Here is a 22,021-nt window from a genome sequence, read left to right on the forward strand (position 1 = left end):
ATGAGGGGGGCCGTTCCCCTCCCTCATTTTCCCCAAGGCGCGTCACCGATCTCCGCACACAACAAGCCAGCCCAACTGGCCGCGCGGCGATCGGCGCCTATCAAGTCATCACTCTTCGGCGCCCTGCGCCCGTTTATCGGAGTTTGTTATGTCAATAGATTGGAACTGGGGTATCTTCCTGCAGCAGGCCCCGTTTGGGAACACCACTTACCTCGGCTGGATCTGGTCCGGCTTTCAGGTCACGGTGGCCCTCTCCGTCTGTGCATGGATTATCGCTTTCTTCGTCGGTTCGCTGTTCGGTATCTTGCGTACCGTGCCCAACCGCTTTCTTTCCACTCTCGGCACCTGTTACGTCGAACTGTTCCGCAACGTGCCGCTGATCGTGCAATTCTTTACCTGGTATCTGGTGATCCCCGAGCTGCTGCCGGCCAATATCGGCACCTGGTTCAAGACCGAGCTGGATCCCAACGTGCAGTTCTTCGTCTCTTCCATGCTCTGTCTGGGGCTGTTTACCGCCGCCCGCGTTTGCGAGCAAGTGCGCGCCGCCATTCAATCCCTGCCGCGCGGCCAGAAAGCCGCCGGGTTGGCGATGGGCCTGACGCTGCCGCAAACCTACCGCTACGTGCTGTTACCGAACGCCTACCGGGTTATCGTGCCGCCGATGACCTCAGAGATGCTCAACCTGGTCAAAAACTCCGCCATCGCCTCCACCATCGGCCTGGTGGACATGGCCGCACAGGCCGGCAAGCTGTTGGATTACTCCGCACACGCCTATGAATCCTTTACCGCCATTACGCTGGCTTATATCGGCATCAACGCCGTGATCATGCTGTTTATGCGTCTGGTCGAAAAGAAAGTGCAGTTGCCTGGCAACCTGGGGAGTAAATAATGTACGAATTTGACTGGGCGTCGATCGTCCCAAGCTTCCCTTATCTGCTGCAGGGCATGGCGATCACGCTGAAGATCACCGTGACCGCCATCGTGGTCGGCATTCTGTGGGGCACCGTGCTGGCGGTGATGCGTCTGTCGCCGTTCAAGCCCATCAGCTGGTTCGCCACCCTGTATGTCAACCTGTTCCGCTCGGTGCCGCTGGTGATGGTGCTGCTGTGGTTCTATCTGGTGGTTCCAAGCTTATTACAACAGGTTCTAGGCCTGTCGCCGAAAACCGATATTCGCCTGATCTCGGCTATGGTAGCCTTTTCCCTGTTTGAAGCGGCCTATTACTCGGAAATCATCCGCGCCGGTATCATCAGCATCTCGCGTGGCCAATCCTCCGCCGCGTTGGCGCTGGGCATGACGCATTGGCAATCCATGCGGTTGGTGATCCTGCCGCAGGCGTTCCGCGCCATGGTGCCACTGCTGCTGACCCAGGGCATCGTACTGTTCCAGGATACCTCGCTGGTTTACGTACTGAGCCTGGCCGACTTCTTCCGCACCGCATCGACCATTGGCGAACGCGACGGCACCCAGGTTGAAATGATCCTGTTCGCCGGCTTTGTCTATTTTGTTATCAGCCTCGCCGCCTCGGCGCTGGTAAGCTATTTGAAGAAAAGGACTGTTTGATGATATCCCTGAAAAATGTTTCCAAGTGGTACGGTCACTTTCAAGTGTTGACCGATTGCACCACCGAAGTGAAAAAAGGCGAAGTGGTCGTCGTCTGCGGTCCTTCAGGTTCCGGCAAGTCCACCCTGATCAAAACCGTCAACGGCCTGGAGCCGATCCAGCAGGGAAGCATCCTGGTGAACGGCACGCCCGTCAACGACAAGAAAACCAACCTGGCGCAGCTGCGCGCCAAGGTCGGCATGGTGTTCCAACACTTTGAACTGTTCCCGCACCTGTCCATTATCGACAACCTGACGCTGGCGCAGGTAAAAGTGCTCAAGCGCGACAAGACCGCCTCACGCGAGAAGGGCCTGAAGCTGCTGGAACGCGTCGGCCTGTCCGCCCATGCCAACAAGTTCCCCGGCCAGCTCTCCGGCGGCCAGCAACAGCGCGTCGCCATCGCCCGCGCGCTATGCATGGATCCGATCGCCATGCTGTTCGACGAACCGACCTCGGCGCTCGATCCGGAAATGATCAACGAAGTGCTGGACGTGATGGTCGAGCTGGCGAACGAAGGCATGACCATGATGGTGGTGACCCACGAAATGGGCTTCGCCCGCAAGGTGGCGAACCGGGTGATCTTTATGGACGAAGGCAAAATCGTCGAAGACCGCAACAAAGACGATTTCTTCAACAACCCCGAGTCCGATCGCGCCAAGGACTTCCTGGCCAAGATCCTGCACTAAGTTCTCGCTATGCGCCCCGCCAGGGGCGCATCTTTTCTCCCGGCACGAAAAGCGCTTGTATCTCCTCGTTTTTGATCCGATGCTCGCCGGATAACAAACAGAGGAGAAAGAACATGCCCCGCCCTATTATCATCGATTGCGATCCCGGCCTCGACGACGCCATCGCGCTGGCTATGGCGCTGCGCTCGCCGGAGCTGGACGTCAAAGCCATCACCACCTCCGCCGGCAACCAGACGCCGGAGAAAACCCTGCATAACGCGCTGGGTCTGTTGACCCTGATGCAGCGCGAGGACATCCCTGTCGCCGCCGGCGCCGCTCGCCCGCTGATGCGCGAGCTGGTGATCGCCGACTATGTCCACGGCAAAACCGGCATGGGCAACACCCACCTGCCGACGCCGACCCTCAAACCCGATCCCCGCGGCGCCGTCGAGCTGATCGCCGACCTGCTGCGCGCCAGCCCGCAGCCAATCACCCTGGTGGTGACCGGCCCGATGACCAACATCGCCCTGCTGTTGGCCCAGCACGCCGAGCTGAAAAGCCGTATCGAGCGCATCGTATTTATGGGCGGCGGCATGAATGCCGGCAATACCACGCCGGTGGCGGAATTCAATATCTTCGTCGATCCCGAAGCCGCCGAGATGGTGTTGAAATCCGGCGTGCCGCTGACCATGGCCGGCCTGAACGTCACCCACCAGGCGCTGGTGCTGCCGCAGGATATCGAGCGCATTCGTCAGATAGCCAATCCGGTCGCGCAGGCGGTGGCGGAGATGCTCGATTTTTACCTGCCGCTGTATCTCAGCCACCCGCGCGGCCTGCCTGGCGCGGCGATGCACGATCCCTGCACCATCGCCTGGCTGCTGGCGCCGCAGCTGTTTACCGGCATTGAACGCTGGGTCGGTGTGGAAACCAAAGGGGAATACACCGTCGGCATGACGGTGGTGGACTATTTCCAGCAAACCGGCAACGCGGCCAACGTGGAAGTGCTGACCGGCATCGATCGCGCAGGCTTTATCGATCTGCTGGCCGAGCGCGTCGCGCGTTATTGATCCTCTCGGGGCGCGCTCGCGCCCTCATTCAACTTTTTTGATTTAACTCAGCGAATTTTTGCGCTATCACTGTTGATGGCTTGCCTCTACCATGCGTTTACACCGATTGACATCGTTACCGATTACACTTCGCCTGGAGATAAGCCAATGAGCCGCGTACTGGTCCTGAAATCAAGCATTCTGGGTGAATATTCCCAGTCTGGAAAATTAGTCGATTTTTTTGTCGAACAATGGCGTGAAGCTCACCCGGAAGACACCTTCACCGTGCGCGACTTGGCCAACCCAACGCTGCCGGAGCTGGATGGCGAAGTGATGGCCGGCTTTACCGCCGGCGACAAACCGCTGACGCCGCATCAGCAAAGCACCCTGGCGCTGTCCGATGAGCTGATTGCCGAACTGAAGTCGCACGACACGCTGATCATCAGCGCCCCGATGTACAACTTCAACATCCCGACGCAGCTGAAGATCTACTTCGATCTGATCGCCCGCGCCGGTCAGACGTTCCGCTACACCTCCGCCGGCGCCGAAGGGCTGGTGACGGGCAAAAAAGCGATCGTCATCTCCAGCCGCGGCGGCATCCACGCCGACACGCCGACGGATCTGATCACCCCGTACGTGAAACTGTTCCTGGGCTTTATCGGCATCACCGACGTTGAATTCGTGCTGGCGGAAGGCTTCGCCTACGGCCCGGAAGCGGCGGAGAAAGCCGCCCAGGACAGCCGCATCGCGGTCGCGCAGAAAATCCCGGCTGGCGTCGCCGTCCCGGCCAGCGCACCGGCGCCGGCAAACGTCGCCCAGGAAGCCGTCAGCGGCGGTTTCCTGAGCAACCTGCTGAAGAAACTGTTCCGTTAACGGTAAACGTCAGCGTCCCCCGCCGCGGCGGGGGACGTCATCAGGGTTCAAATGGCCGACGCTGGAACTGGTCGTGACCGCATTTCGGGCAGAGCGGCAGCACTTCCGGCGTGTAAAACGCCAGGTGGTAGTGACACTGCTCGCAGACCAGATTGCCCAGCCCCACCACTTCACCGCTGTGATACACGCCGTGGTGGCTGACATCCTTGAACACCTCACGCCACTCCAGCTGGGTTTTATCGGTGATATCCGCCAGTTCCTGCCACAGGCTCTCCTTAATCACCCGCATAAACACGCTGTCGGTAAACTCGTCCCGGCTTTCCTGATAGCTGCGGGCGAACTCTTCCAGATCGCGCCGCACCGCCTGCGTCACCTGCCGCACCTCGTCGCGCGTCAGATCTTCGGCCTCGTTCAACCGCCGCTCCGCGCTGGCCACCAGTTCGTCGATATCGCGTTCGCCGTTTTTCAGACGTTCGGTCAGCGATGCCACCAATTCGCGGTAATACTGAGCAACCTTGTTCATAGACTCTCCTCGATAAACGCTGCGCCGGACTTGGCCATGGGGATACCCTTAAGCTACTTGTTCTTATTTTAGCCGTAAATGACTGATGTCACTTGGCAAGACGCGGGATCCGCAGGTTGTGAGCCGCGTCATGGCGGCGTTTTTTTTAAATGCGCCGAGTCAGGCGCTTGGAGTTGTTGCCGGGAGGTCTTATCAGCTATGCTATGCGGATCTACGAATACTAAATGTTCATTGCGTTGCCTCTGACCGGGGCAACGGTTTACACCTACAGGACCACCGGCCGCCATGCAAGAGCAATACCGTCCAGAAGACATAGAATCGAACGTACAGCTTCACTGGCAAGAGAAGCAGACTTTCAAAGTTACCGAAGACGACAGCAAGGAAAAGTACTACTGCCTATCCATGCTGCCTTACCCGTCCGGCCGACTGCACATGGGCCACGTTCGTAACTACACTATCGGCGACGTGATCTCGCGCTATCAGCGCATGCTGGGCAAAAACGTACTGCAGCCGATCGGCTGGGATGCGTTCGGCCTGCCGGCGGAAGGCGCGGCGGTGAAAAACAACACCGCACCGGCCCCGTGGACCTACGACAACATCGAATACATGAAGAACCAGCTGAAACTGCTGGGCTTCGGCTACGACTGGGATCGCGAAATCGCCACCTGCCAGCCGGAATACTACCGCTGGGAACAGTGGTTCTTCACCAAGCTGTATGAAAAAGGCCTGGTCTACAAGAAGACCTCGGCGGTGAACTGGTGTCCGCACGATCTGACCGTGCTGGCCAACGAACAGGTTATCGACGGCTGCTGCTGGCGCTGCGATACCAAGGTCGAGCGTAAAGAGATCCCGCAGTGGTTCATCAAAATCACCGCCTACGCCGATCAGCTGCTGAACGATCTGGACACGCTGGAAAGCTGGCCGGAGCAGGTGAAAACCATGCAGCGCAACTGGATTGGCCGCTCCGAAGGCGTGGAAATCACCTTCGACGTGGCTGGCAGCGAAGAGAAGCTGACGGTTTACACCACCCGTCCCGACACCTTCATGGGCGCCACCTACGTGGCGGTCGCCGCGGGTCACCCGCTGGCGCAACAGGGCGCGCGCAACAACCCGGCGCTGACCGACTTCATCGACGAATGCCGCAACACCAAAGTGGCCGAAGCCGAAATGGCGACGATGGAGAAGAAAGGCATGCCGACCGGCCTGTTCGTTGTCCATCCGCTGAGCGGCGAGAAGCTGCCGGTGTGGGTCGCCAACTTCGTGCTGATGGAATACGGCACCGGCGCCGTGATGGCGGTGCCGGCGCACGACCAGCGCGACTGGGAATTCGCCACCAAATATGATTTGCCGATCAAACCGGTGATCCTGAACCTCGACGGCAGCCAGCCTGACGTGAGCGCCGAAGCGATGACCGACAAAGGCGCGCTGTTCAACTCCGGCGAGTTTGACGGTCTGGACAACGAAGCGGGCTTTAACGCCATCGCCGACAAACTGGTCGCCAAAGGCGTCGGCCAGCGCAAGGTCAATTACCGTCTGCGCGACTGGGGCGTTTCCCGTCAACGTTACTGGGGCGCGCCAATCCCGATGGTGACCCTGGAAGACGGCACCGTGATGCCGACGCCGGAAGACCAACTGCCGGTGATCCTGCCGGAAGACGTGGTCATGGACGGCATCACCAGCCCGATCAAGGCCGACCCTGAGTGGGCGAAGACCACCGTCAACGGCCAGCCGGCGCTGCGCGAAACCGACACCTTCGACACCTTTATGGAGTCCTCCTGGTACTACGCGCGCTACACCTGCCCGCAGTATGACCAGGGCATGCTGGATCCGGCCGCCGCCAACTACTGGCTGCCGGTCGATCAATATATCGGCGGCATCGAGCACGCCATCATGCACCTGATGTACTTCCGCTTCTTCCACAAGCTGATGCGCGATGCGGGCCTGGTGGATTCCGATGAGCCGGCCAAGCGCCTGCTGTGTCAGGGCATGGTGCTGGCCGACGCCTTCTACTACACCGGCAACAGCGGCGAGCGCGTCTGGGTATCCCCGGTTGACGCCACCGTCGAGCGCGACGACAAAGGCCGCATCATCAAGGCCACCGATCCGCAAGGCCGTGAACTGGTCTATGCTGGCATGAGCAAAATGTCGAAGTCGAAGAACAACGGCATCGACCCGCAGGAGATGGTGGAAAAATACGGCGCGGACACCGTGCGTCTGTTCATGATGTTCGCTTCACCGGCAGAAATGACGCTGGAGTGGCAGGAATCCGGCGTGGAAGGGGCTAACCGCTTCCTGAAACGCGTATGGAAACTGGCCTACGATCACGTGGAAAAAGGCGCGGTGCAGCCGCTGGACGTGGCGTCGCTGAACGAAGAGCAGAAAGCGCTGCGCCGCGATCTGCACAAAACCATCGCCAAAGTGACCGACGATATCGGCCGCCGCCAGACCTTCAACACCGCGATCGCCGCCGTGATGGAGCTGATGAACAAACTGGCCCGTGCGCCGCAGGAGAGCGAGCAGGATCGCGCGCTGCTGCAGGAAGCGCTGCTGGCCGTGGTTCGCATGCTGTATCCGTTCACCCCGCACGTGTGCTTCGCCCTGTGGCAGGCGCTGGGCGGCGAAGGCGACGTGGACACCGCGCCATGGCCGGTTGCCGACGAGCAGGCGATGGTCGAAGACTCCAAGCTGGTGGTGGTGCAGGTGAACGGCAAGGTCCGCGCTAAAATCACCGTATCTGCCGATGCGACCGAAGAGCAAGTGCGCGCGCGCGCTGCCGAAGAGCATCTGGTGGCTAAATATCTGGACGGCGTCACGATTCGCAAAGTGATCTACGTTCCGGGCAAACTGCTTAACCTGGTTGTGGGTTAACACAAGGAGGAGTTGTGCGACAACGTATTCTGACGCTGTTGCTGGGGTTGGCGGTGCTGGTCACCGCCGGCTGCGGTTTTCACCTGCGTGGCACCACGCAGGTGCCTAATGAAATGAAAACGCTGATCCTGGACAGTTCGGATCCTTACGGGCCATTGACGCGCGCGGTGCGTGAGCAACTGCGTTTGAACGCCGTGACCATCGTCAGCGATCCGAAGCGTAAAGACGTGCCTTCTCTGCGCATCGTCGGCGCGACGGAAAGCCAGGATACCGCCTCGATCTTCCAGGACGGTAAAACCGCCGAGTATCAGCTGGTGCTGACCGTGCAGGCCCAGGTGCTGCTCCCGGGCCACGACCTGTATCCGCTGTCGGTGAAAGTGTTCCGTTCGTTCTTCGACAACCCGCTGACCGCGCTGGCCAAAGACTCCGAGCAGGAGATCATTCGCCAGGAAATGCGTGAGCAGGCGGCGCAACAGCTGGTACGCAAACTGCTGACCGTGCACGCGGCGGAAGAAGAAAACCGGCAGAAAGCCGCTGCCGCTGGCGAACGAGCGGCAAGCCAAACCGCACAATGATCCGCATTTATCCGGAACAACTTGCCGCGCAGCTCCGAGAGGGGCTGCGCGCTTGTTATTTATTGAGCGGCAATGAACCGCTGCTGCTGCAGGAAAGCCAGGATCTGCTCCGGCAGGCCGCGCAACAGCAGCAGTTCAGCGAGCACTACAGCATTTCCCTCGACGCCCATACCGACTGGGACGCCATCTTCGGCATCTGCCAGGCGATGAGCCTGTTCGCCAGCCGCCAGACGCTGCTGCTGATTTTCCCGGAAAACGGCCCGACGGCGCCGATCGGTGAACAGCTGACCAAGCTCGCCACCCTGCTGCACGACGACATCCTGCTGATCCTGCGCGGCCCGCGCCTCACCAAAGCGCAGGAAAACAGCGCCTGGTTCAAGGCGCTCAGCCCGCACGGCGCCCTCGTCAGTTGCCAGACGCCGGAGCAGGCACAGCTGCCGCGCTGGGTCGCCGCGCGCGCCAAGGCGATGAAGCTGGAGTTGGACGACGCCGCCAATCAGCTGCTGTGCTACTGCTACGAAGGCAACCTGCTGGCGCTATCGCAGGCGTTGGAGCGGCTGTCGCTGCTGCACCCGGACGGCAAGCTCACCCTGCCGCGCGTCGAGCAGGCGGTGAACGACGCCGCCCACTTCACGCCGTTCCACTGGCTGGACGCCTTGCTGGCCGGCAAGAGCAAGCGCGCCTGGCATATTTTGCAGCAGCTGCAGCAAGAGGATGTCGAGCCGGTGATCCTGTTGCGCACTCTGCAGCGCGAACTGCTGCTGTTGCTGACGCTGCAGCGCCGCATGGCGTCCGCGCCGCTGCGCACGCTGTTCGACCAGCACAAGGTCTGGCAGAATCGCCGCCCGCTGGTGACCCAGGCGCTGCAACGCCTGTCCGGCGCCCAGCTGCAGCAAGCGGTACAGCTGCTGACGCAAATCGAGCTGACCCTCAAGCAGGACTATGGCCAGTCGGTCTGGCCGGAACTGGAAACCCTGTCGATGCTGCTGTGCGGCAAACCCCTGGCCACGAGTTTTACCGATGCCCACTAATCCGGAACACCCCACCGTATTGCACGCGCTGTTTGGCGGCACCTTTGATCCGATCCACTACGGCCATCTGCGGCCGGTGGAGGCGCTGGCCGCCGAAGTGGGCCTGAATCGCGTCACGCTGCTGCCTAACCACGTGCCGCCGCACCGCCCGCAGCCCGAGGCCAACGCACAGCAGCGCTTGAAGATGGTCGAGCTGGCGATCGCCGGCAATCCGCTGTTCGCGGTCGACGATCGCGAACTGCATCGCACCACCCCCTCCTACACCATCGAGACGTTGGAAACGATTCGTAAAGAGCGTGGCGCCGCCCAGCCGCTGGCGTTTATTATTGGCCAGGACTCGCTGCTGACGCTGCATAAATGGCACCGCTGGCAGGCGCTGTTGGACGTCTGCCATCTGCTGGTGTTGGCGCGCCCGGGCTATAACGATCGCATGGACACGCCGGAACTGCAGCAGTGGCTGGAACGTCATCGCACTGCCGACCCGGCGCTGCTCAGCCGCCGCCCGCACGGCCATATCTATCTGGCCGATACGCCGGAGCTGGAAATTTCCGCCACCGAGATCCGCCAGCGCCGCCATCAGGGTCTCAACTGCGACGATCTGCTGCCGCGCCCGGTGCAGCGCTATATCGAGTTGCAGGGTTTATATCGCTAGCGAAAGGTGCGTGATATACTGCGCCGCTATTTTTCAGGTATCCGCTGAAAACCCCGGAAACCTTAGCTGGCCGGGCAGTCACCAGTTAGCTGGCTTTCAGCGGCAGCCTGCCGAAACCTTTATCCGGTTACGCCGCGGCGCGCGCATTTTGCCCACCGCAGCCGACTGAACAGAACACACCCGAGGGGGAACCTTTGCAAGGTAAAGCGCTCCAAGATTTCGTCATCGATAAAATCGATGACCTGAAAGGCCAAGACATTGTCGCTCTGGACGTACAGGGCAAATCCAGCATCACCGATTGCATGATCATCTGCACCGGCACGTCGACTCGCCACGTGATGTCGATCGCCAGCCACGTGGTGCAGGAATCCCGCGCCGCGGGCATGGAGCTGTTTGGCATGAAAGGCCAGGAAGCCTCCGACTGGATCGTGGTCGATCTGGGCGAAGTGATCGTGCACGTGATGCAGGAAGAAAGCCGTCGCCTGTACGAGCTGGAAAAACTCTGGAGCTAAGCGGTGAAACTGCAATTGGTGGCGGTCGGCACCAAAATGCCAGACTGGGTGCAAACCGGCTTTATGGATTACCTGCACCGCTTTCCCAAAGATATGCCGTTTGAGCTGACCGAGATCCCGGCCGGCAAACGCGGCAAAAACGCCGACATCAAACGCATTCTGGACAAGGAAGGCGAACAAATGCTGGCGGCGGTGGGCAAAGGCAACCGCATCGTTACGCTGGATATCCCAGGCACGCCGTGGGAAACGCCGCAGCTGGCGCAGCAGCTTGAGCGCTGGAAACAGGATGGCCGCAACGTCAGCTTGCTGATCGGCGGCCCGGAAGGGCTGGCGCCCGCCTGCAAAGCCGCTGCCGAGCAGAGTTGGTCGCTTTCTCCGTTGACACTGCCGCATCCTTTGGTGCGCGTCCTGGTGGCCGAAAGCCTCTACCGCGCCTGGAGTATTACTACAAATCATCCTTACCACCGGGAATAGCCGGTGGTGACCGTGACAGAGTGAAATAAAGCAGCGGGATGAAAATAGAACGTAACCCTTTTCGCGACTATACGGCTGAATCCGCCCTGTTTGTACGCCGCGCCCTGGTGGCGTTCTTGGTCATCCTGGTGCTGTCCGGCATCCTGATCGCCAACCTGTATAATCTGCAAGTGGTCCGCGTCGAGGATTACCGCACCCGCTCCAACGAAAACCGCATCAAGCTGGTGCCCATCGCGCCCAGCCGCGGCATTATCTACGATCGCAACGGTACTCCGCTGGCGCTCAACCGCACCATTTATCAGCTGGAACTGATGCCGGAAAAGGTCGACGATCTCAAAGCCACGCTGCAGGCGCTGCGCCCGGTGGTCGACTTGACCGATGACGACATCACCAATTTCGAAAAAGAGCGCAAGCGCTCGCGCCGTTTCGTCTCCATTCCGGTGAAAACCGCGCTGACCGAGGTGCAAGTCGCCCGTTTTGCGGTCAATCAGTTCCGTTTCCCGGGCGTGGAAGTGAAAGGCTACCAGCGCCGCTACTACCCTTACGGCTCCGCCCTCACCCACGTCACCGGCTACGTTTCGAAGATCAACGATCGCGACGTCGAGCGGCTGGACAAAGACGGCAAACTGGCCAACTACGCCGCCACCCACGATATCGGCAAGCTGGGCATCGAACGTTATTACGAAGACACGCTGCACGGCAAAACCGGCTATGAAGAGGTCGAGGTCAACAACCGCGGCCGGGTGATCCGCCAATTGCACGAACAGCCGCCTTCCGCCGGTCAGGACGTCTACCTGACGCTCGATCTTAACCTGCAGCGCTATATCGAACAGCTGTTGGTCGGCAGCCGCGCCGCGGTGGTGGTGAGCGATCCGCGCACCGGTGCCATCCTGGCGATGGTCTCCAACCCGAGCTACGATCCGAACCTGTTCGTCGACGGCATTTCCAGCAAGGACTATCAGGGGTTGCTGAACGATCCGAATCGCCCGCTGATCAACCGCGCCACCCAGGGGGTCTATCCGCCCGCCTCGACGGTGAAGCCTTATATCGCGGTGTCGGCGCTGAGCGCCGGGGTGATCACCAAAAACACCGTGGTGTTCGATCCCGGCTGGTGGCAATTGCCCGGCTCGGAAAAACGCTTTCGAGACTGGAAGAAATGGGGCCACGGCCGCCTGAACGTCACCAAGGCGCTGGAAGAGTCCGCAGATACCTATTTCTACCAGGTCGCTTATGACATGGGGATCGATCGGCTGTCGACCTGGCTGACCAAATTCGGTTACGGCCAGTACACCGGCATCGATCTGTCTGAAGAGCGCTCCGGCCTGATGCCGACGCGAGAATGGAAGCAGAAACGCTATAAAAAACCGTGGTATCAGGGCGACACCATTCCGGTAGGCATCGGCCAGGGTTACTGGACCGCGACGCCGATCCAGATGGCCAAGGCGCTGAACACCCTGATCAACGACGGCACCGTCAAAACGCCGCACCTGCTGCAGAGCACCCGCATCAACGGCGCGCTGGTGCCGTTCAAACAGGAAGAAAACACGCAGATCGGCGATATTCACTCCGGCTTCTGGGAAATTGCCAAAGACGGCATGTACGGTGTGGCCAACCGTCCGAACGGGACGGCGCGCAAATACTTTGCGGACGCACCTTATAAAGCCGCGGCGAAATCGGGTACCGCACAGGTATTCGGCTATGAAACCTACAACGCCCACAAACTGGCGGAGCACCTGCGCGATCACAAACTGATGACCGCCTTCGCACCGTTCAACAACCCGACGGTGTCGGTCGCCATCATTCTGGAAAACGGCGGCTCCGGTCCGGCGGTGGGGACCATCACCCGCCAGATCCTCGACCACATTCTGCTGGGCGACAACAATACGCAATTGCCAAGCGAGGCCCCGCTGCCGCCTGGCGTAGAAGGTGACTAAGGTAGAACATGACTGAAAGCCAACAAAAAGGCTCGATCTGGACCAAAATCCACATCGACCCGACGTTCCTGCTGCTGATCCTGGCCCTGTTGGTCTACAGCGCCTTCGTGATGTGGAGCGCCAGCGGCCAGGACATCGGCATGATGGAGCGCAAGATCGGGCAGATCGTCATGGGGCTGATCGTGATGGCCGTCATGGCGCAGATCCCGCCGCGCGTGTACGAAAGCTGGGCGCCCTATCTGTATATCTTCTGCGTGATTTTGCTGATCCTGGTGGACGCCTTCGGGCAAATCAGTAAAGGCGCGCAGCGCTGGCTGGATCTCGGCGTAGTGCGCTTCCAGCCGTCGGAAATCGCCAAGATCGCCGTGCCGCTGATGGTGGCGCGCTTTATGAACCGCGACGTCTGCCCGCCTTCGCTGAAAAACACCGCCATCGCGCTGGTGCTGATCTTCCTGCCGACGCTGCTGGTAGCCGCGCAGCCGGATCTGGGCACCTCTATCCTGATCGCCGCTTCCGGCCTGTTTGTGCTGTTCCTGTCCGGCATGAGCTGGAAGCTGATCGCCGTCGCCGCCGTCGCGCTGGCGGCCTTCATCCCGGTGCTGTGGTTCTTCCTGATGCACGGCTATCAGCGCGACCGCGTCATGATGCTGCTCGATCCGGAGAGCGACCCGCTCGGCGCCGGTTATCACATCATTCAATCCAAGATCGCCATCGGCTCCGGCGGCCTGTCCGGCAAGGGCTGGCTGCACGGCACCCAGTCGCAGCTGGAGTTTCTGCCGGAGCGCCATACCGACTTTATCTTCGCCGTCCTGGCCGAAGAGCTGGGGCTGATCGGGGTACTGGTGCTGCTGGCGCTTTACCTGCTGGTGATCATCCGCGGGCTGATGATTGCCGCCAAGGCGCAAACCACCTTTGGCCGCGTCATGGTCGGCGGCTTGATGCTGATTTTGTTCGTTTATGTCTTTGTTAACATCGGTATGGTCAGTGGCATTTTGCCGGTAGTTGGCGTACCTTTGCCTCTGGTCAGTTACGGGGGTTCGGCGCTGATAGTGTTGATGGCCGGTTTCGGCATCATCATGTCGATCCACACGCATCGGAAAATGCTGTCTAAAAGTTTATAAGAGGTGAGTAATGCGTAAGGAATGGCTTTGGATCGGCGTCGCGGCGGTGTTGCTCTCCGCCTGTACCGCCCCGACCACGGAACAGCAAGCCCCTCCGCAGCCGTACAACGGCCCGGTGGTGGAAATCGGCGGCGTCGAGCCTCAATATGAACCCTATAACCCTAATAACATGCAGGACTATAAGGTTAATGGCGATACTTACCGCATCGCAAAAGATCCGCAGAACTTCTCGCAGACCGGCCTGGCGGCCTGGTATGGCGAAGAGGCCAACGGCAACACCACGGCACTGGGCGAGCAGTTTGACCCCAACGGCCTGACGGCGGCGCATCCGACCCTGCCAATCCCAAGCTATGTGCGCGTCACTAACCTGGCCAACGGCCGTCAGCTGGTGGTGCGCGTCAACGATCGCGGGCCATACACCAAGGGCCGCATCATCGATCTGTCGAAAGCCGCCGCCGACCGCCTCAACCTGTCCAACAATACCAAGGTCAAGGTCGATTTCATCAACGTGGCGCCGGACGGCACGCTGAGCGGCCCCGGCACCATCGGCACCATCGTGGCGAAACAGAGCTACGCCCTGCCGGCGCGTCCGGATCTCGGCTCCAGCGGCATGGGCACCCCTATTCAACAGGAGGCGCCGATCGCCAGCGGCGCGGCGGTGCGCCCGATCGATAACAGCACCCTGCGCACCGACGACAACAGCGCCCCTGCAGCCGGCGGCAATGCCGCCAACGGCCGCAGCGGTTTCCTCGGCGCGCCGAGCGCGGTGCCGGCCGGGGTGCTGGAAGGTTCCGAACCTGAAGCCGCCGCGGTGGCCGCACCGGTCGCGGCCGGCGCGGCGGCTGTCGGCACGGCTGCCGTCGCCTCTTCCGGCGGCTACGTGGTGCAGGTCGGCGCGCTGAGCAGCGCCGAGCGCGCCCAGAGCTGGCAACAGAGCCTGAGCCAACAGTTTGGCGTGCCGGGCAAAGTAGCGGCCAACGGCAACGTTTATCGCGTCCAGCTTGGCCCGTTCAGCAGCCGTCAACAGGCGGCCCAGCTGCAGCAACGCCTGGCGAGCGAAGCGCAACAACAGTCTTTCGTTACTGCTGCACCCTGAGCGTTAAGCCCGGCGGGCATTCACGGCCGATAAGCGGTTATTTAGCTGAAACATTTTCTTGCAGCTAAAAGGGCACTAACCGCAATTAGTCAGATGAATGGGTAATGCCTGCCGGGATCGCATCTGCTATAGTGTGGCTCGTTTTTTAACTTTACTTTCACGGATGTTGTAGTCCCGATCATGAAACAAGTAACTTCTTTTCGCTTAATCAAAAGCATCGCCCTCGGCACCGTTATCGCAATGAGCGCAGCCTCCGTTGCGCATGCCGATGACGTTAATATCAAAACCATGATCCCAGGTGTCCCGCAGATCGATGCGGAAGCGTACATCCTGATTGATTACAACTCCGGCAAGGTGCTGGCCGAGATGAACGCCGATGCGCGTCGCGATCCGGCCAGCCTGACCAAAATGATGACCAGCTACGTCATCGGCCAGGCGCTGAAAGCGGGCAAAATCGGCCAGGACGATCTGGTGACCGTCGGCCAGGACGCCTGGGCGACCGGCAACCCGGTGTTCAAAGGCTCCTCGCTGATGTTCCTGAAGCCGGGCGATCGCGTGCCGGTCTCCAAACTGACCCGCGGCATCAACCTGCAGTCCGGTAACGACGCCTGCGTGGCGATGGCCGACTACGTCGCCGGCAGCCAGGACGCCTTCGTCAACCTGATGAACACCTACGTCAGCAAGCTGGGCCTGCAGAATACCCACTTCCAGACGGTGCACGGCCTGGATGCGCAGGGCCAATACAGCTCGGCGCGCGACATGGCGCTGATCGGCCAGGCGCTGATCCGCGACGTGCCGGAAGAATACGCGATTTACAAAGAAAAAGAGTTCACCTTCAACAATATCCGCCAGATGAACCGCAACGGTCTGCTGTGGGATAACAGCCTGAACGTCGACGGCATCAAAACCGGCCATACCGACGCGGCGGGTTACAACCTGGTGGCTTCGGCGACCGAAGGCCAAATGCGCCTGATCTCCGCCGTGATGGGCGGCCGCACCTACAAAGGCCGTGAAGCCGAAAGCAAGAAACTGCTGACCTGGGGCTTCCGCTTCTTCGAAACCGTGGCGCCGCTGAAAGTCGGTAAAGAGTTCGCCTCCGAGCCGGTCTGGTTCGGCGATGCCGACCGCGTTGAGCTGGGCGTGGACAAAGACGTCTACCTGACCATTCCGCGCGGCCGCATGAAAGATCTGAAGGCCAGCTACGTGCTGAACACGCCGGAAATTCACGCGCCGCTGGCGAAAAACCAGGTGGTGGGCAGCATCAACTTCCAGCTGGACGGCAAAACCATCGACCAGCGTCCGCTGGTGGTGATGAACGAAGTGAAAGAAGGCGGCTTCTTCAGCCGCATCGTGGACTACATCAAACTGATGTTCCACCACTGGTTCGGTTAACGGTTGAAACGGGCGAAATCGTCCCCATATAGTGAATAACACTAACTCCCGCCCCGGCGGGAGTTATACTTTATAGATTAGCTAGCACTCTGGAGCGCACGCACATGCAAAAAACTAAACTGAACGAACTGCTCGAATTCCCTTGCTCGTTTACCTACAAGGTAATGGGCCTGGCGCAGCCAGAGCTGGTTGACCAGGTGGTTGAAGTGGTGCAGCGCCATGCGCCGGGCAATTACAACCCGCAGGTCAAGCCAAGCAGCAAAGGCAACTACCACTCCGTCTCCATCACCATCAATGCCACTCACATCGAGCAGGTCGAAACCCTGTACGAAGAGTTGGGCAACATTGAAATTGTTCGCATGGTGCTGTAATTCCAGCATAAACTCCTGCTTATCAACCCGGGATGGCGCAGCGTCTTCCCGGATTGCGCATTTTTGGTCAGCGAAAGGCTGGTCGCAGGCCGGAGCGCCCGGTATAATGGCTTTACCACTTCTGTAACCTGACGATGACTCTTTTGCAACCAGACAAGATCATTTTGCGTCAGCTGGGGTTGCAGCCCTACGCGCCTGTATCCCAAGCCATGCATAACTTTACCGACAGTCGTACCGAGACCACGCCGGACGAGCTGTGGCTGGTGCAGCATCACCCGGTGTTCACCCAGGGTCAGGCCGGCAAAGCCGAACATGTGCTGATGCCCGGCGACATCCCGGTTGTCCAGAGCGATCGCGGCGGCCAGGTGACCTACCACGGGCCGGGTCAGCAGGTGATGTACGTGATGGTCGATCTGAAACGCAACAAGGTCGGCGTACGTCAATTGGTCACGGCGATAGAAGATACGGTTATCAACACCCTCGCCCACTTCCGTCTCGCATCGCGCGCCCGTCCGGATGCGCCCGGCGTGTACGTGGGGGAGCAGAAAATCTGTTCGTTGGGCTTGCGGATCCGCAAAGGCAGCTCATTCCACGGCCTGGCCCTGAATGTGGCGATGGACCTCAGCCCTTTCCAACGCATCAACCCTTGCGGTTACGCCGGCATGCAGATGACGCAGGTCAGCGCGCTGGCGCCCGGCGTTGGCATTGAAGACATACACCCAATCCTGGTACAGGAATTTGTTCATTTACTCGGCTACCAGACGGTCGAGCTTCGTAACTGGAACCTGCACGATTATGAGTAAACCAATTCAGATGGAACGCGGCGTCAAATACCGCGATGCTGACAAAATGGCGCTGATCCCGGTCAAAACGGTGGTCACCGAACGGCAGGAGCTGTTGCGTAAACCCGAGTGGATGAAGATCAAACTGCCTGCCGACTCAACGCGCATTCAGGGCATCAAAGCCGCGATGCGCAAGAACGGCCTGCACTCCGTCTGTGAGGAAGCCTCGTGCCCTAACCTGTCCGAGTGTTTCAACCACGGTACCGCCACCTTTATGATCCTCGGCGCCATCTGCACCCGCCGCTGTCCGTTCTGCGACGTGGCCCACGGCCGCCCGATCGCGCCGGACGCCAACGAGCCGGAAAAGCTGGCGCAAACCATCGCCGACATGGCGCTGCGTTACGTGGTGATCACCTCGGTTGACCGCGACGATCTGCGCGACGGCGGCGCTCAGCACTTTGCCGACTGCATCTCGGCCATCCGCGCCAAAAGCCCGAACATCAAAATTGAAACGCTGGTGCCGGACTTCCGCGGCCGTATGGACCGCGCGCTGGAGATCCTCACCGCCACGCCACCGGACGTATTCAACCACAACCTGGAAAACGTGCCGCGCGTCTACCGTCAGGTGCGTCCGGGCGCCAACTATGAATGGTCGCTGAAGCTGCTGGAGCGCTTTAAAGACGCGCACCCGGATATCCCGACCAAATCCGGCCTGATGGTCGGCCTGGGTGAAACCAACGCGGAAATCATTGAAGTGATGCGCGATCTGCGTCGCCACGGCGTGACTATGCTGACGCTGGGCCAGTACCTGCAGCCAAGCCGCCACCACCTGCCGGTGCAACGCTACGTCAGCCCTGCCGAGTTTGACGAGATGAAAGAAGAAGCGATGGCGATGGGCTTCACCCACGCTGCTTGCGGCCCGTTCGTGCGTTCGTCTTACCACGCCGATCTGCAGGCCAAAGGGATGGAAGTGAAATAACGCGTAATAGTTTGTTACGCTATAGACGGCGGAAACGCCAAAAAACGGATGTCCGCAAGGCATCCGTTTTTTATTGCGCGCGGTCAGACGAGGTTAAACGTCTTTCTTTTCGACGCTCTGCTGAGCGGACTGGCTTTCGGCGGCATTGTTGCCGGCGGCCGGCGGCGTGCTGTCATCGCCCACGGCTTTTTTAAAGCCTTTCAGCGCCGCGCCAAGATCGGCGCCGAGCGTGCGCAATTTGCTGGTGCCGAACAGTAAAATCACCAACACCGCAATCACCAGAAGTTTGGTAATGCTGATACCTTCCATACTCACCTTCTTATCATAGAGCGCTGCGTGAACAGCGAGAAAAACTGACCTTGCCTGCGAATATTTAGCGACTTTCCTTCGGCTCGCACAACCGCAACATGTAACAGAGTGAGATCGGTCGCAGGAATACCACGCCCCCCCGCAGCGTGAATCCCAGACTATTCTTAGTTTATCACCCGCATGCTACTCTGCCGTGATGCCTATCAGGGAGATGCCGGATGTATATTGCTCCACCCATTTTCGATGCCCGAAAATCCGGCCTCAGCTTCGCCAAACGCACCTATCTGCCCCGCGTCGCCGGTCTGGGGCTCGGCTTTATCTGCGTTTGCGCCGCACTCTACCCCTTGGCTCCGCCCACGGCGGTCTGGCTATTGCTGGCCTTTCACGGCTTTCTCTGGCCGCATCTCGCCTATCGCCTGGCCTGCCGCGCCAAAGATCCTTTCAAAGCCGAGATCCGCAACCTGTTGATCGACTCCGCCTTCGGCGGCTTCTGGGCAGCGATGATGGCGTTCAACGCGCTGCCCGCCATCGTCATCCTGTCGATGATGAGCATGAATAACATCGCTTCAGCCGGCAAAGCGCTGTTTGTCAAAGGCTTGGCGATTCAACTGGCCGCAGCGGCGCTGACCGGCGCGCTGCTCGGCTTCCCGTTCCACCCGCACAGCACGCCGCTGCAGATCTATCTGTGCCTGCCGATGATCTACCTTTACCCGACGCTGCTCGGTCTGGTGACCTATCGCACCGCCAAACGGTTGGCGGAAAAGAAACAGGAGCTGCAGCGCATCAGCACCCGCGATGGGCTGACCGGCTTGTACAACCGCCGCCATTGGGAGCATCTGCTGCATCGTCAGTTCGACAGCTGCCGCCGCTACCAGGGCAACGCCACGCTGATCCTGATGGATATCGATCGTTTCAAAACCATCAACGATACTTTCGGCCATGCGCTGGGGGATGAGGCCCTGGCGGCGCTGGCGGAAGAGCTGCTGATTGGCTTGCGCAACGTGGATATCGTTGGGCGCTACGGCGGCGACGAGTTTGGCGCGGTGCTGCCGAACACCAGCGCCGAACAGGCGGAAACCGTCCTGCGGCGCATCCAGCAGCAACTGGACGCCGTTATCTTCAAAGAGGCGCCACAGCTGCGGCTGCAGATCAGCGCCGGCATCGCCAACTACCACCCCGCGTTGGGCTGCTATCTGGACTGGCTGAAAGCGGCCGACAGCGCGCTCTATCGGGCGAAGCAAAACGGCCGCAACCGGCTGGAAACGGCAGTGCCGCCAGGGGAATAACTTACTGACTTAATAACTTGGCAAAATACTTCGGCGCTTCAACAAAGCCTTCGCGCAGGTAAAACGCATGGGCCCGCTCGCGGCGACTGTGGCAATGAACCTCCAACCGATCGCAGCCGCGACGGTGTGCCAGCGCCTCTCCCTCCGCCAACAACCGCCGCCCTACGCCCGCGCCGCGCGCCCGATCGTCGACGCAAAAATAGCTGATGCGGCCAATGTCGCCGGCCAACGCCAGCTGCGGCAGAAAATGCAGCGACAACACGCCCAGCACCTGCGCCCCATCCACCGCCACCAGCAGCGCCTCGTCCGGGTGCGCCAACAGTTGCTGCATGCGCTGCGTCAGAAACGCCTCGGTGCCGGGATAGCCCAACGCCGTCATCAATTCGGCGATAGCGTGCCGGTCGCCCAGACGCGCCGCTCTGATTTCCATCGGTTTTACCTCGCAGGGGGTCGATACTACAAAATAGACGGCGTTAGGTGTAACATCCATCGGGTACGGTGAAAAAGGCCGTGCGGCACGCTGGAGATGACATTCCTCCCTAACCGCCTTCACAGGCTGATGATGTCTACGTAACCTCTCGGAGAGAGGCGCGTAGCGTTACGCCTGTCCCTTTCCGAGCCCGTGAATTTCTCTGTTTGAAAGGGAGTTGCCCCATGTTGAGTTCTTTACTGGCCGTCTTTATCGGCGGCGGCGTCGGCAGCGTTTTGCGCTGGGCGGTAAGCATGAAAATGAATCCGCTGAACGCCCACATCCCGCTCGGTACGCTGATGGTCAATCTGGTCGGCGGTTTTATCATCGGCCTGGCGATGGCGATTTTCACCCGCATGACGCACCTGGATCCCACCTGGAAATTGCTGATCACCACCGGGTTTTGCGGCGGCTTGACCACCTTCTCCACCTTTTCGCTGGAGGTGGTGTATCTGATGCAGGACGGCCGCTTCGGCTGGGCATTGGCCAATATGCTGCTCAACCTGGCCGGTTCGCTGGCGATGACGCTGCTGGCCTTCATGCTGGTGATGTGGGTCAACGGGCGCTAAGCCCTTAATGTTTCCTTAATCTTGCATGCGCATAATCTCATCCAGAACTCCTGACTGGATGAGAAATCGCTATGTTTAGCCTGCCGAAAACCACCGCCGAAACGATCGCCGTTGCGCTGTGCGTGCTGATCGTCGCCGCCTTTATCAACGCCTACCTGTTCGCCTAAACACCTTTTCCCCGCGGCGCGCGTTCATCTTGCGTCCTCCCCATCCGTTACACTACAATTGAGAATGAACGTTCACACCCAAAATTGTGAACCCGGCTCACGCGCAGCAAAGGATCGGGCAGATGCTCTCCCCCAACGACAGTAAACAGGCCAAGGTGCAGGCGCGCCGCGATCAGATCGTCGAAGCGGCGAAAACCAGCTTCCGCCGCCACGGCTTCCATGCCGCCAGCATGGCGGAGATTGCCCAGGGCTCGCAGCTCAGCGTCGGGCAAATCTATCGCTATTTCGCCAATAAAGACGCGATCATCGAAGAGATCGTCAACCGCATCATCACCAGCAAGATGCAGCGCCTGGAAAACCTTGGCGATCACATCAACCTGATCGCCGGCACGCTGGCGGCGCGCACGCTGTTTCAGCAACCGGGCGAGAGCGAAACCGATCACATGCTGATGCTGGAAGTGACCGCCGAGGCCACGCGCAACCCGGTGGTGGCCAAACTGCTCAGCGATGCGGAAGCGCGGCTGTTTCGCCACGTGTGCCACAACCTGCGGCGGCTGTATCCCGACTTCAGCGCGGAAGAGATCGCCGCCCGAGTGGAGTTTATCGCCGTCATGAGCGAAGGTACCGGTTACCGAATCCTTACCACGCAAAAAGCCGATGCGTCCCTGCTGCGCGATCTGTATCAGCAGGCCATTTCTCACCTGTTCAGGAAATCTTAATCTCCC

Annotated in this window: 24 protein-coding genes and 1 riboswitch; of the genes, 21 read left to right on the forward strand and 3 right to left on the reverse strand. The window is 60.1% G+C overall.

What is annotated here, in order from left to right:
• The first annotated feature begins 148 nt into the window (after positions 1-148).
• The 5 genes from IMX17_RS12610 to IMX17_RS12630 all read left to right on the forward strand — a co-directional run bounded on the left by IMX17_RS12610 (position 149) and on the right by IMX17_RS12630 (position 4,186).
• Positions 149-889: an amino acid ABC transporter permease gene (locus tag IMX17_RS12610; RefSeq protein WP_004939979.1), complete on the forward strand. Its 741-nt coding sequence runs from the start codon at positions 149-151 to the stop codon at positions 887-889.
• Positions 889-1,563, forward strand: coding sequence for a glutamate/aspartate ABC transporter permease GltK (gene gltK, locus IMX17_RS12615; protein ID WP_015376945.1), 675 nt, complete (start codon positions 889-891; stop codon positions 1,561-1,563). Before IMX17_RS12610 ends, gltK begins: the two co-directional genes overlap by 1 nt.
• Complete coding sequence (locus tag IMX17_RS12620; protein ID WP_004939983.1) at positions 1,563-2,288, forward strand: amino acid ABC transporter ATP-binding protein; 726 nt, start codon at positions 1,563-1,565, stop codon at positions 2,286-2,288. Before gltK ends, IMX17_RS12620 begins: the two co-directional genes overlap by 1 nt.
• A 113-nt stretch (positions 2,289-2,401) precedes the next feature.
• Positions 2,402-3,334, forward strand: coding sequence for a pyrimidine-specific ribonucleoside hydrolase RihA (rihA, locus tag IMX17_RS12625; protein WP_033651153.1), 933 nt, complete (start codon positions 2,402-2,404; stop codon positions 3,332-3,334).
• Positions 3,335-3,481: 147 nt separating this feature from the next.
• Positions 3,482-4,186: an FMN-dependent NADH-azoreductase gene (locus tag IMX17_RS12630; RefSeq protein ID WP_033642164.1), complete on the forward strand. Its 705-nt coding sequence runs from the start codon at positions 3,482-3,484 to the stop codon at positions 4,184-4,186.
• Between the two features lie 40 nt (positions 4,187-4,226).
• On the opposite strand, the gene IMX17_RS12635 is transcribed toward IMX17_RS12630, so the two are convergent.
• Positions 4,227-4,709 carry a zinc ribbon-containing protein gene (locus tag IMX17_RS12635; protein WP_025301844.1) on the reverse strand — a complete coding sequence of 161 codons (483 nt, stop codon included), beginning with the start codon at positions 4,707-4,709 and terminating at the stop codon, positions 4,227-4,229.
• A gap of 285 nt (positions 4,710-4,994) precedes the next feature.
• On the opposite strand from IMX17_RS12635, the gene leuS reads away from it, so the two are divergent.
• The 13 genes from leuS (at position 4,995) to lipA (ending at position 18,496) form a co-directional block, all read left to right on the forward strand.
• Complete coding sequence (gene leuS / locus IMX17_RS12640) at positions 4,995-7,577, forward strand: leucine--tRNA ligase (RefSeq protein WP_047572364.1); 2,583 nt, start codon at positions 4,995-4,997, stop codon at positions 7,575-7,577.
• Between the two features lie 14 nt (positions 7,578-7,591).
• Entirely contained in the window at positions 7,592-8,152 is a 561-nt protein-coding gene (lptE, locus tag IMX17_RS12645; protein ID WP_015376940.1) for an LPS assembly lipoprotein LptE, read from the forward strand.
• A complete protein-coding gene (gene holA, locus IMX17_RS12650; RefSeq protein WP_042783844.1) occupies positions 8,149-9,183 on the forward strand; it encodes a DNA polymerase III subunit delta in 1,035 nt (344 codons plus the stop codon). Before lptE ends, holA begins: the two co-directional genes overlap by 4 nt.
• Positions 9,173-9,835 (forward strand): nicotinate-nucleotide adenylyltransferase, encoded by a 663-nt coding sequence (gene nadD, locus IMX17_RS12655; protein ID WP_015376938.1) that lies wholly within the window; start codon positions 9,173-9,175, stop codon positions 9,833-9,835. Before holA ends, nadD begins: the two co-directional genes overlap by 11 nt.
• 194 nt (positions 9,836-10,029) lie before the next feature.
• Positions 10,030-10,347, forward strand: a complete 318-nt coding sequence (gene rsfS, locus IMX17_RS12660) for a ribosome silencing factor (protein WP_004940001.1) — start codon at positions 10,030-10,032, stop codon at positions 10,345-10,347.
• Between the two features lie 3 nt (positions 10,348-10,350).
• Positions 10,351-10,821: a 23S rRNA (pseudouridine(1915)-N(3))-methyltransferase RlmH gene (rlmH, locus tag IMX17_RS12665; protein ID WP_004940002.1), complete on the forward strand. Its 471-nt coding sequence runs from the start codon at positions 10,351-10,353 to the stop codon at positions 10,819-10,821.
• A 38-nt stretch (positions 10,822-10,859) separates the two neighbouring features.
• Complete coding sequence (mrdA, locus tag IMX17_RS12670) at positions 10,860-12,755, forward strand: peptidoglycan DD-transpeptidase MrdA (RefSeq protein ID WP_033642160.1); 1,896 nt, start codon at positions 10,860-10,862, stop codon at positions 12,753-12,755.
• 8 nt (positions 12,756-12,763) lie between these two features.
• Entirely contained in the window at positions 12,764-13,876 is a 1,113-nt protein-coding gene (gene mrdB, locus IMX17_RS12675; RefSeq protein WP_004940006.1) for a peptidoglycan glycosyltransferase MrdB, read from the forward strand.
• Positions 13,877-13,886: 10 nt separating this feature from the next.
• Positions 13,887-14,972 carry an endolytic peptidoglycan transglycosylase RlpA gene (gene rlpA / locus IMX17_RS12680; protein WP_193549816.1) on the forward strand — a complete coding sequence of 362 codons (1,086 nt, stop codon included), beginning with the start codon at positions 13,887-13,889 and terminating at the stop codon, positions 14,970-14,972.
• A gap of 180 nt (positions 14,973-15,152) precedes the next feature.
• Entirely contained in the window at positions 15,153-16,364 is a 1,212-nt protein-coding gene (dacA, locus tag IMX17_RS12685) for a D-alanyl-D-alanine carboxypeptidase DacA (RefSeq protein ID WP_004940010.1), read from the forward strand.
• A gap of 104 nt (positions 16,365-16,468) precedes the next feature.
• A complete protein-coding gene (gene ybeD, locus IMX17_RS12690) occupies positions 16,469-16,735 on the forward strand; it encodes a DUF493 family protein YbeD (protein WP_193549817.1) in 267 nt (88 codons plus the stop codon).
• 134 nt (positions 16,736-16,869) lie between these two features.
• Positions 16,870-17,538: a lipoyl(octanoyl) transferase LipB gene (gene lipB / locus IMX17_RS12695; RefSeq protein WP_015376934.1), complete on the forward strand. Its 669-nt coding sequence runs from the start codon at positions 16,870-16,872 to the stop codon at positions 17,536-17,538.
• Complete coding sequence (gene lipA, locus IMX17_RS12700; RefSeq protein WP_193549818.1) at positions 17,531-18,496, forward strand: lipoyl synthase; 966 nt, start codon at positions 17,531-17,533, stop codon at positions 18,494-18,496. The genes lipB and lipA overlap by 8 nt, the downstream gene beginning before the upstream one ends.
• Before the next feature lie 93 nt (positions 18,497-18,589).
• On the opposite strand, the gene tatA is transcribed toward lipA, so the two are convergent.
• Entirely contained in the window at positions 18,590-18,805 is a 216-nt protein-coding gene (gene tatA / locus IMX17_RS12705) for a Sec-independent protein translocase subunit TatA (protein ID WP_004940019.1), read from the reverse strand.
• A gap of 218 nt (positions 18,806-19,023) precedes the next feature.
• On the opposite strand from tatA, the gene IMX17_RS12710 reads away from it, so the two are divergent.
• Positions 19,024-20,091: a diguanylate cyclase gene (locus IMX17_RS12710; RefSeq protein ID WP_046896765.1), complete on the forward strand. Its 1,068-nt coding sequence runs from the start codon at positions 19,024-19,026 to the stop codon at positions 20,089-20,091.
• A 1-nt stretch (position 20,092) separates the two neighbouring features.
• Here the strand turns inward: IMX17_RS12710 and IMX17_RS12715 are convergent, their stop codons facing one another.
• Positions 20,093-20,521, reverse strand: a complete 429-nt coding sequence (locus tag IMX17_RS12715) for a GNAT family N-acetyltransferase (RefSeq protein WP_046896764.1) — start codon at positions 20,519-20,521, stop codon at positions 20,093-20,095.
• 83 nt (positions 20,522-20,604) lie between these two features.
• Positions 20,605-20,667: riboswitch (Fluoride riboswitch) on the forward strand.
• A 78-nt stretch (positions 20,668-20,745) separates the two neighbouring features.
• On the opposite strand from IMX17_RS12715, the gene crcB reads away from it, so the two are divergent.
• Entirely contained in the window at positions 20,746-21,129 is a 384-nt protein-coding gene (gene crcB, locus IMX17_RS12720; protein WP_019454092.1) for a fluoride efflux transporter CrcB, read from the forward strand.
• A 289-nt stretch (positions 21,130-21,418) separates the two neighbouring features.
• A complete protein-coding gene (locus IMX17_RS12725) occupies positions 21,419-22,015 on the forward strand; it encodes a TetR/AcrR family transcriptional regulator (RefSeq protein WP_182264982.1) in 597 nt (198 codons plus the stop codon).
• Positions 22,016-22,021 lie beyond the last annotated feature (6 nt).

The sequence above is a fragment of the Serratia sp. X3 genome, from assembly GCF_014982455.1.
GTDB lineage: Bacteria > Pseudomonadota > Gammaproteobacteria > Enterobacterales > Enterobacteriaceae > Serratia > Serratia ureilytica.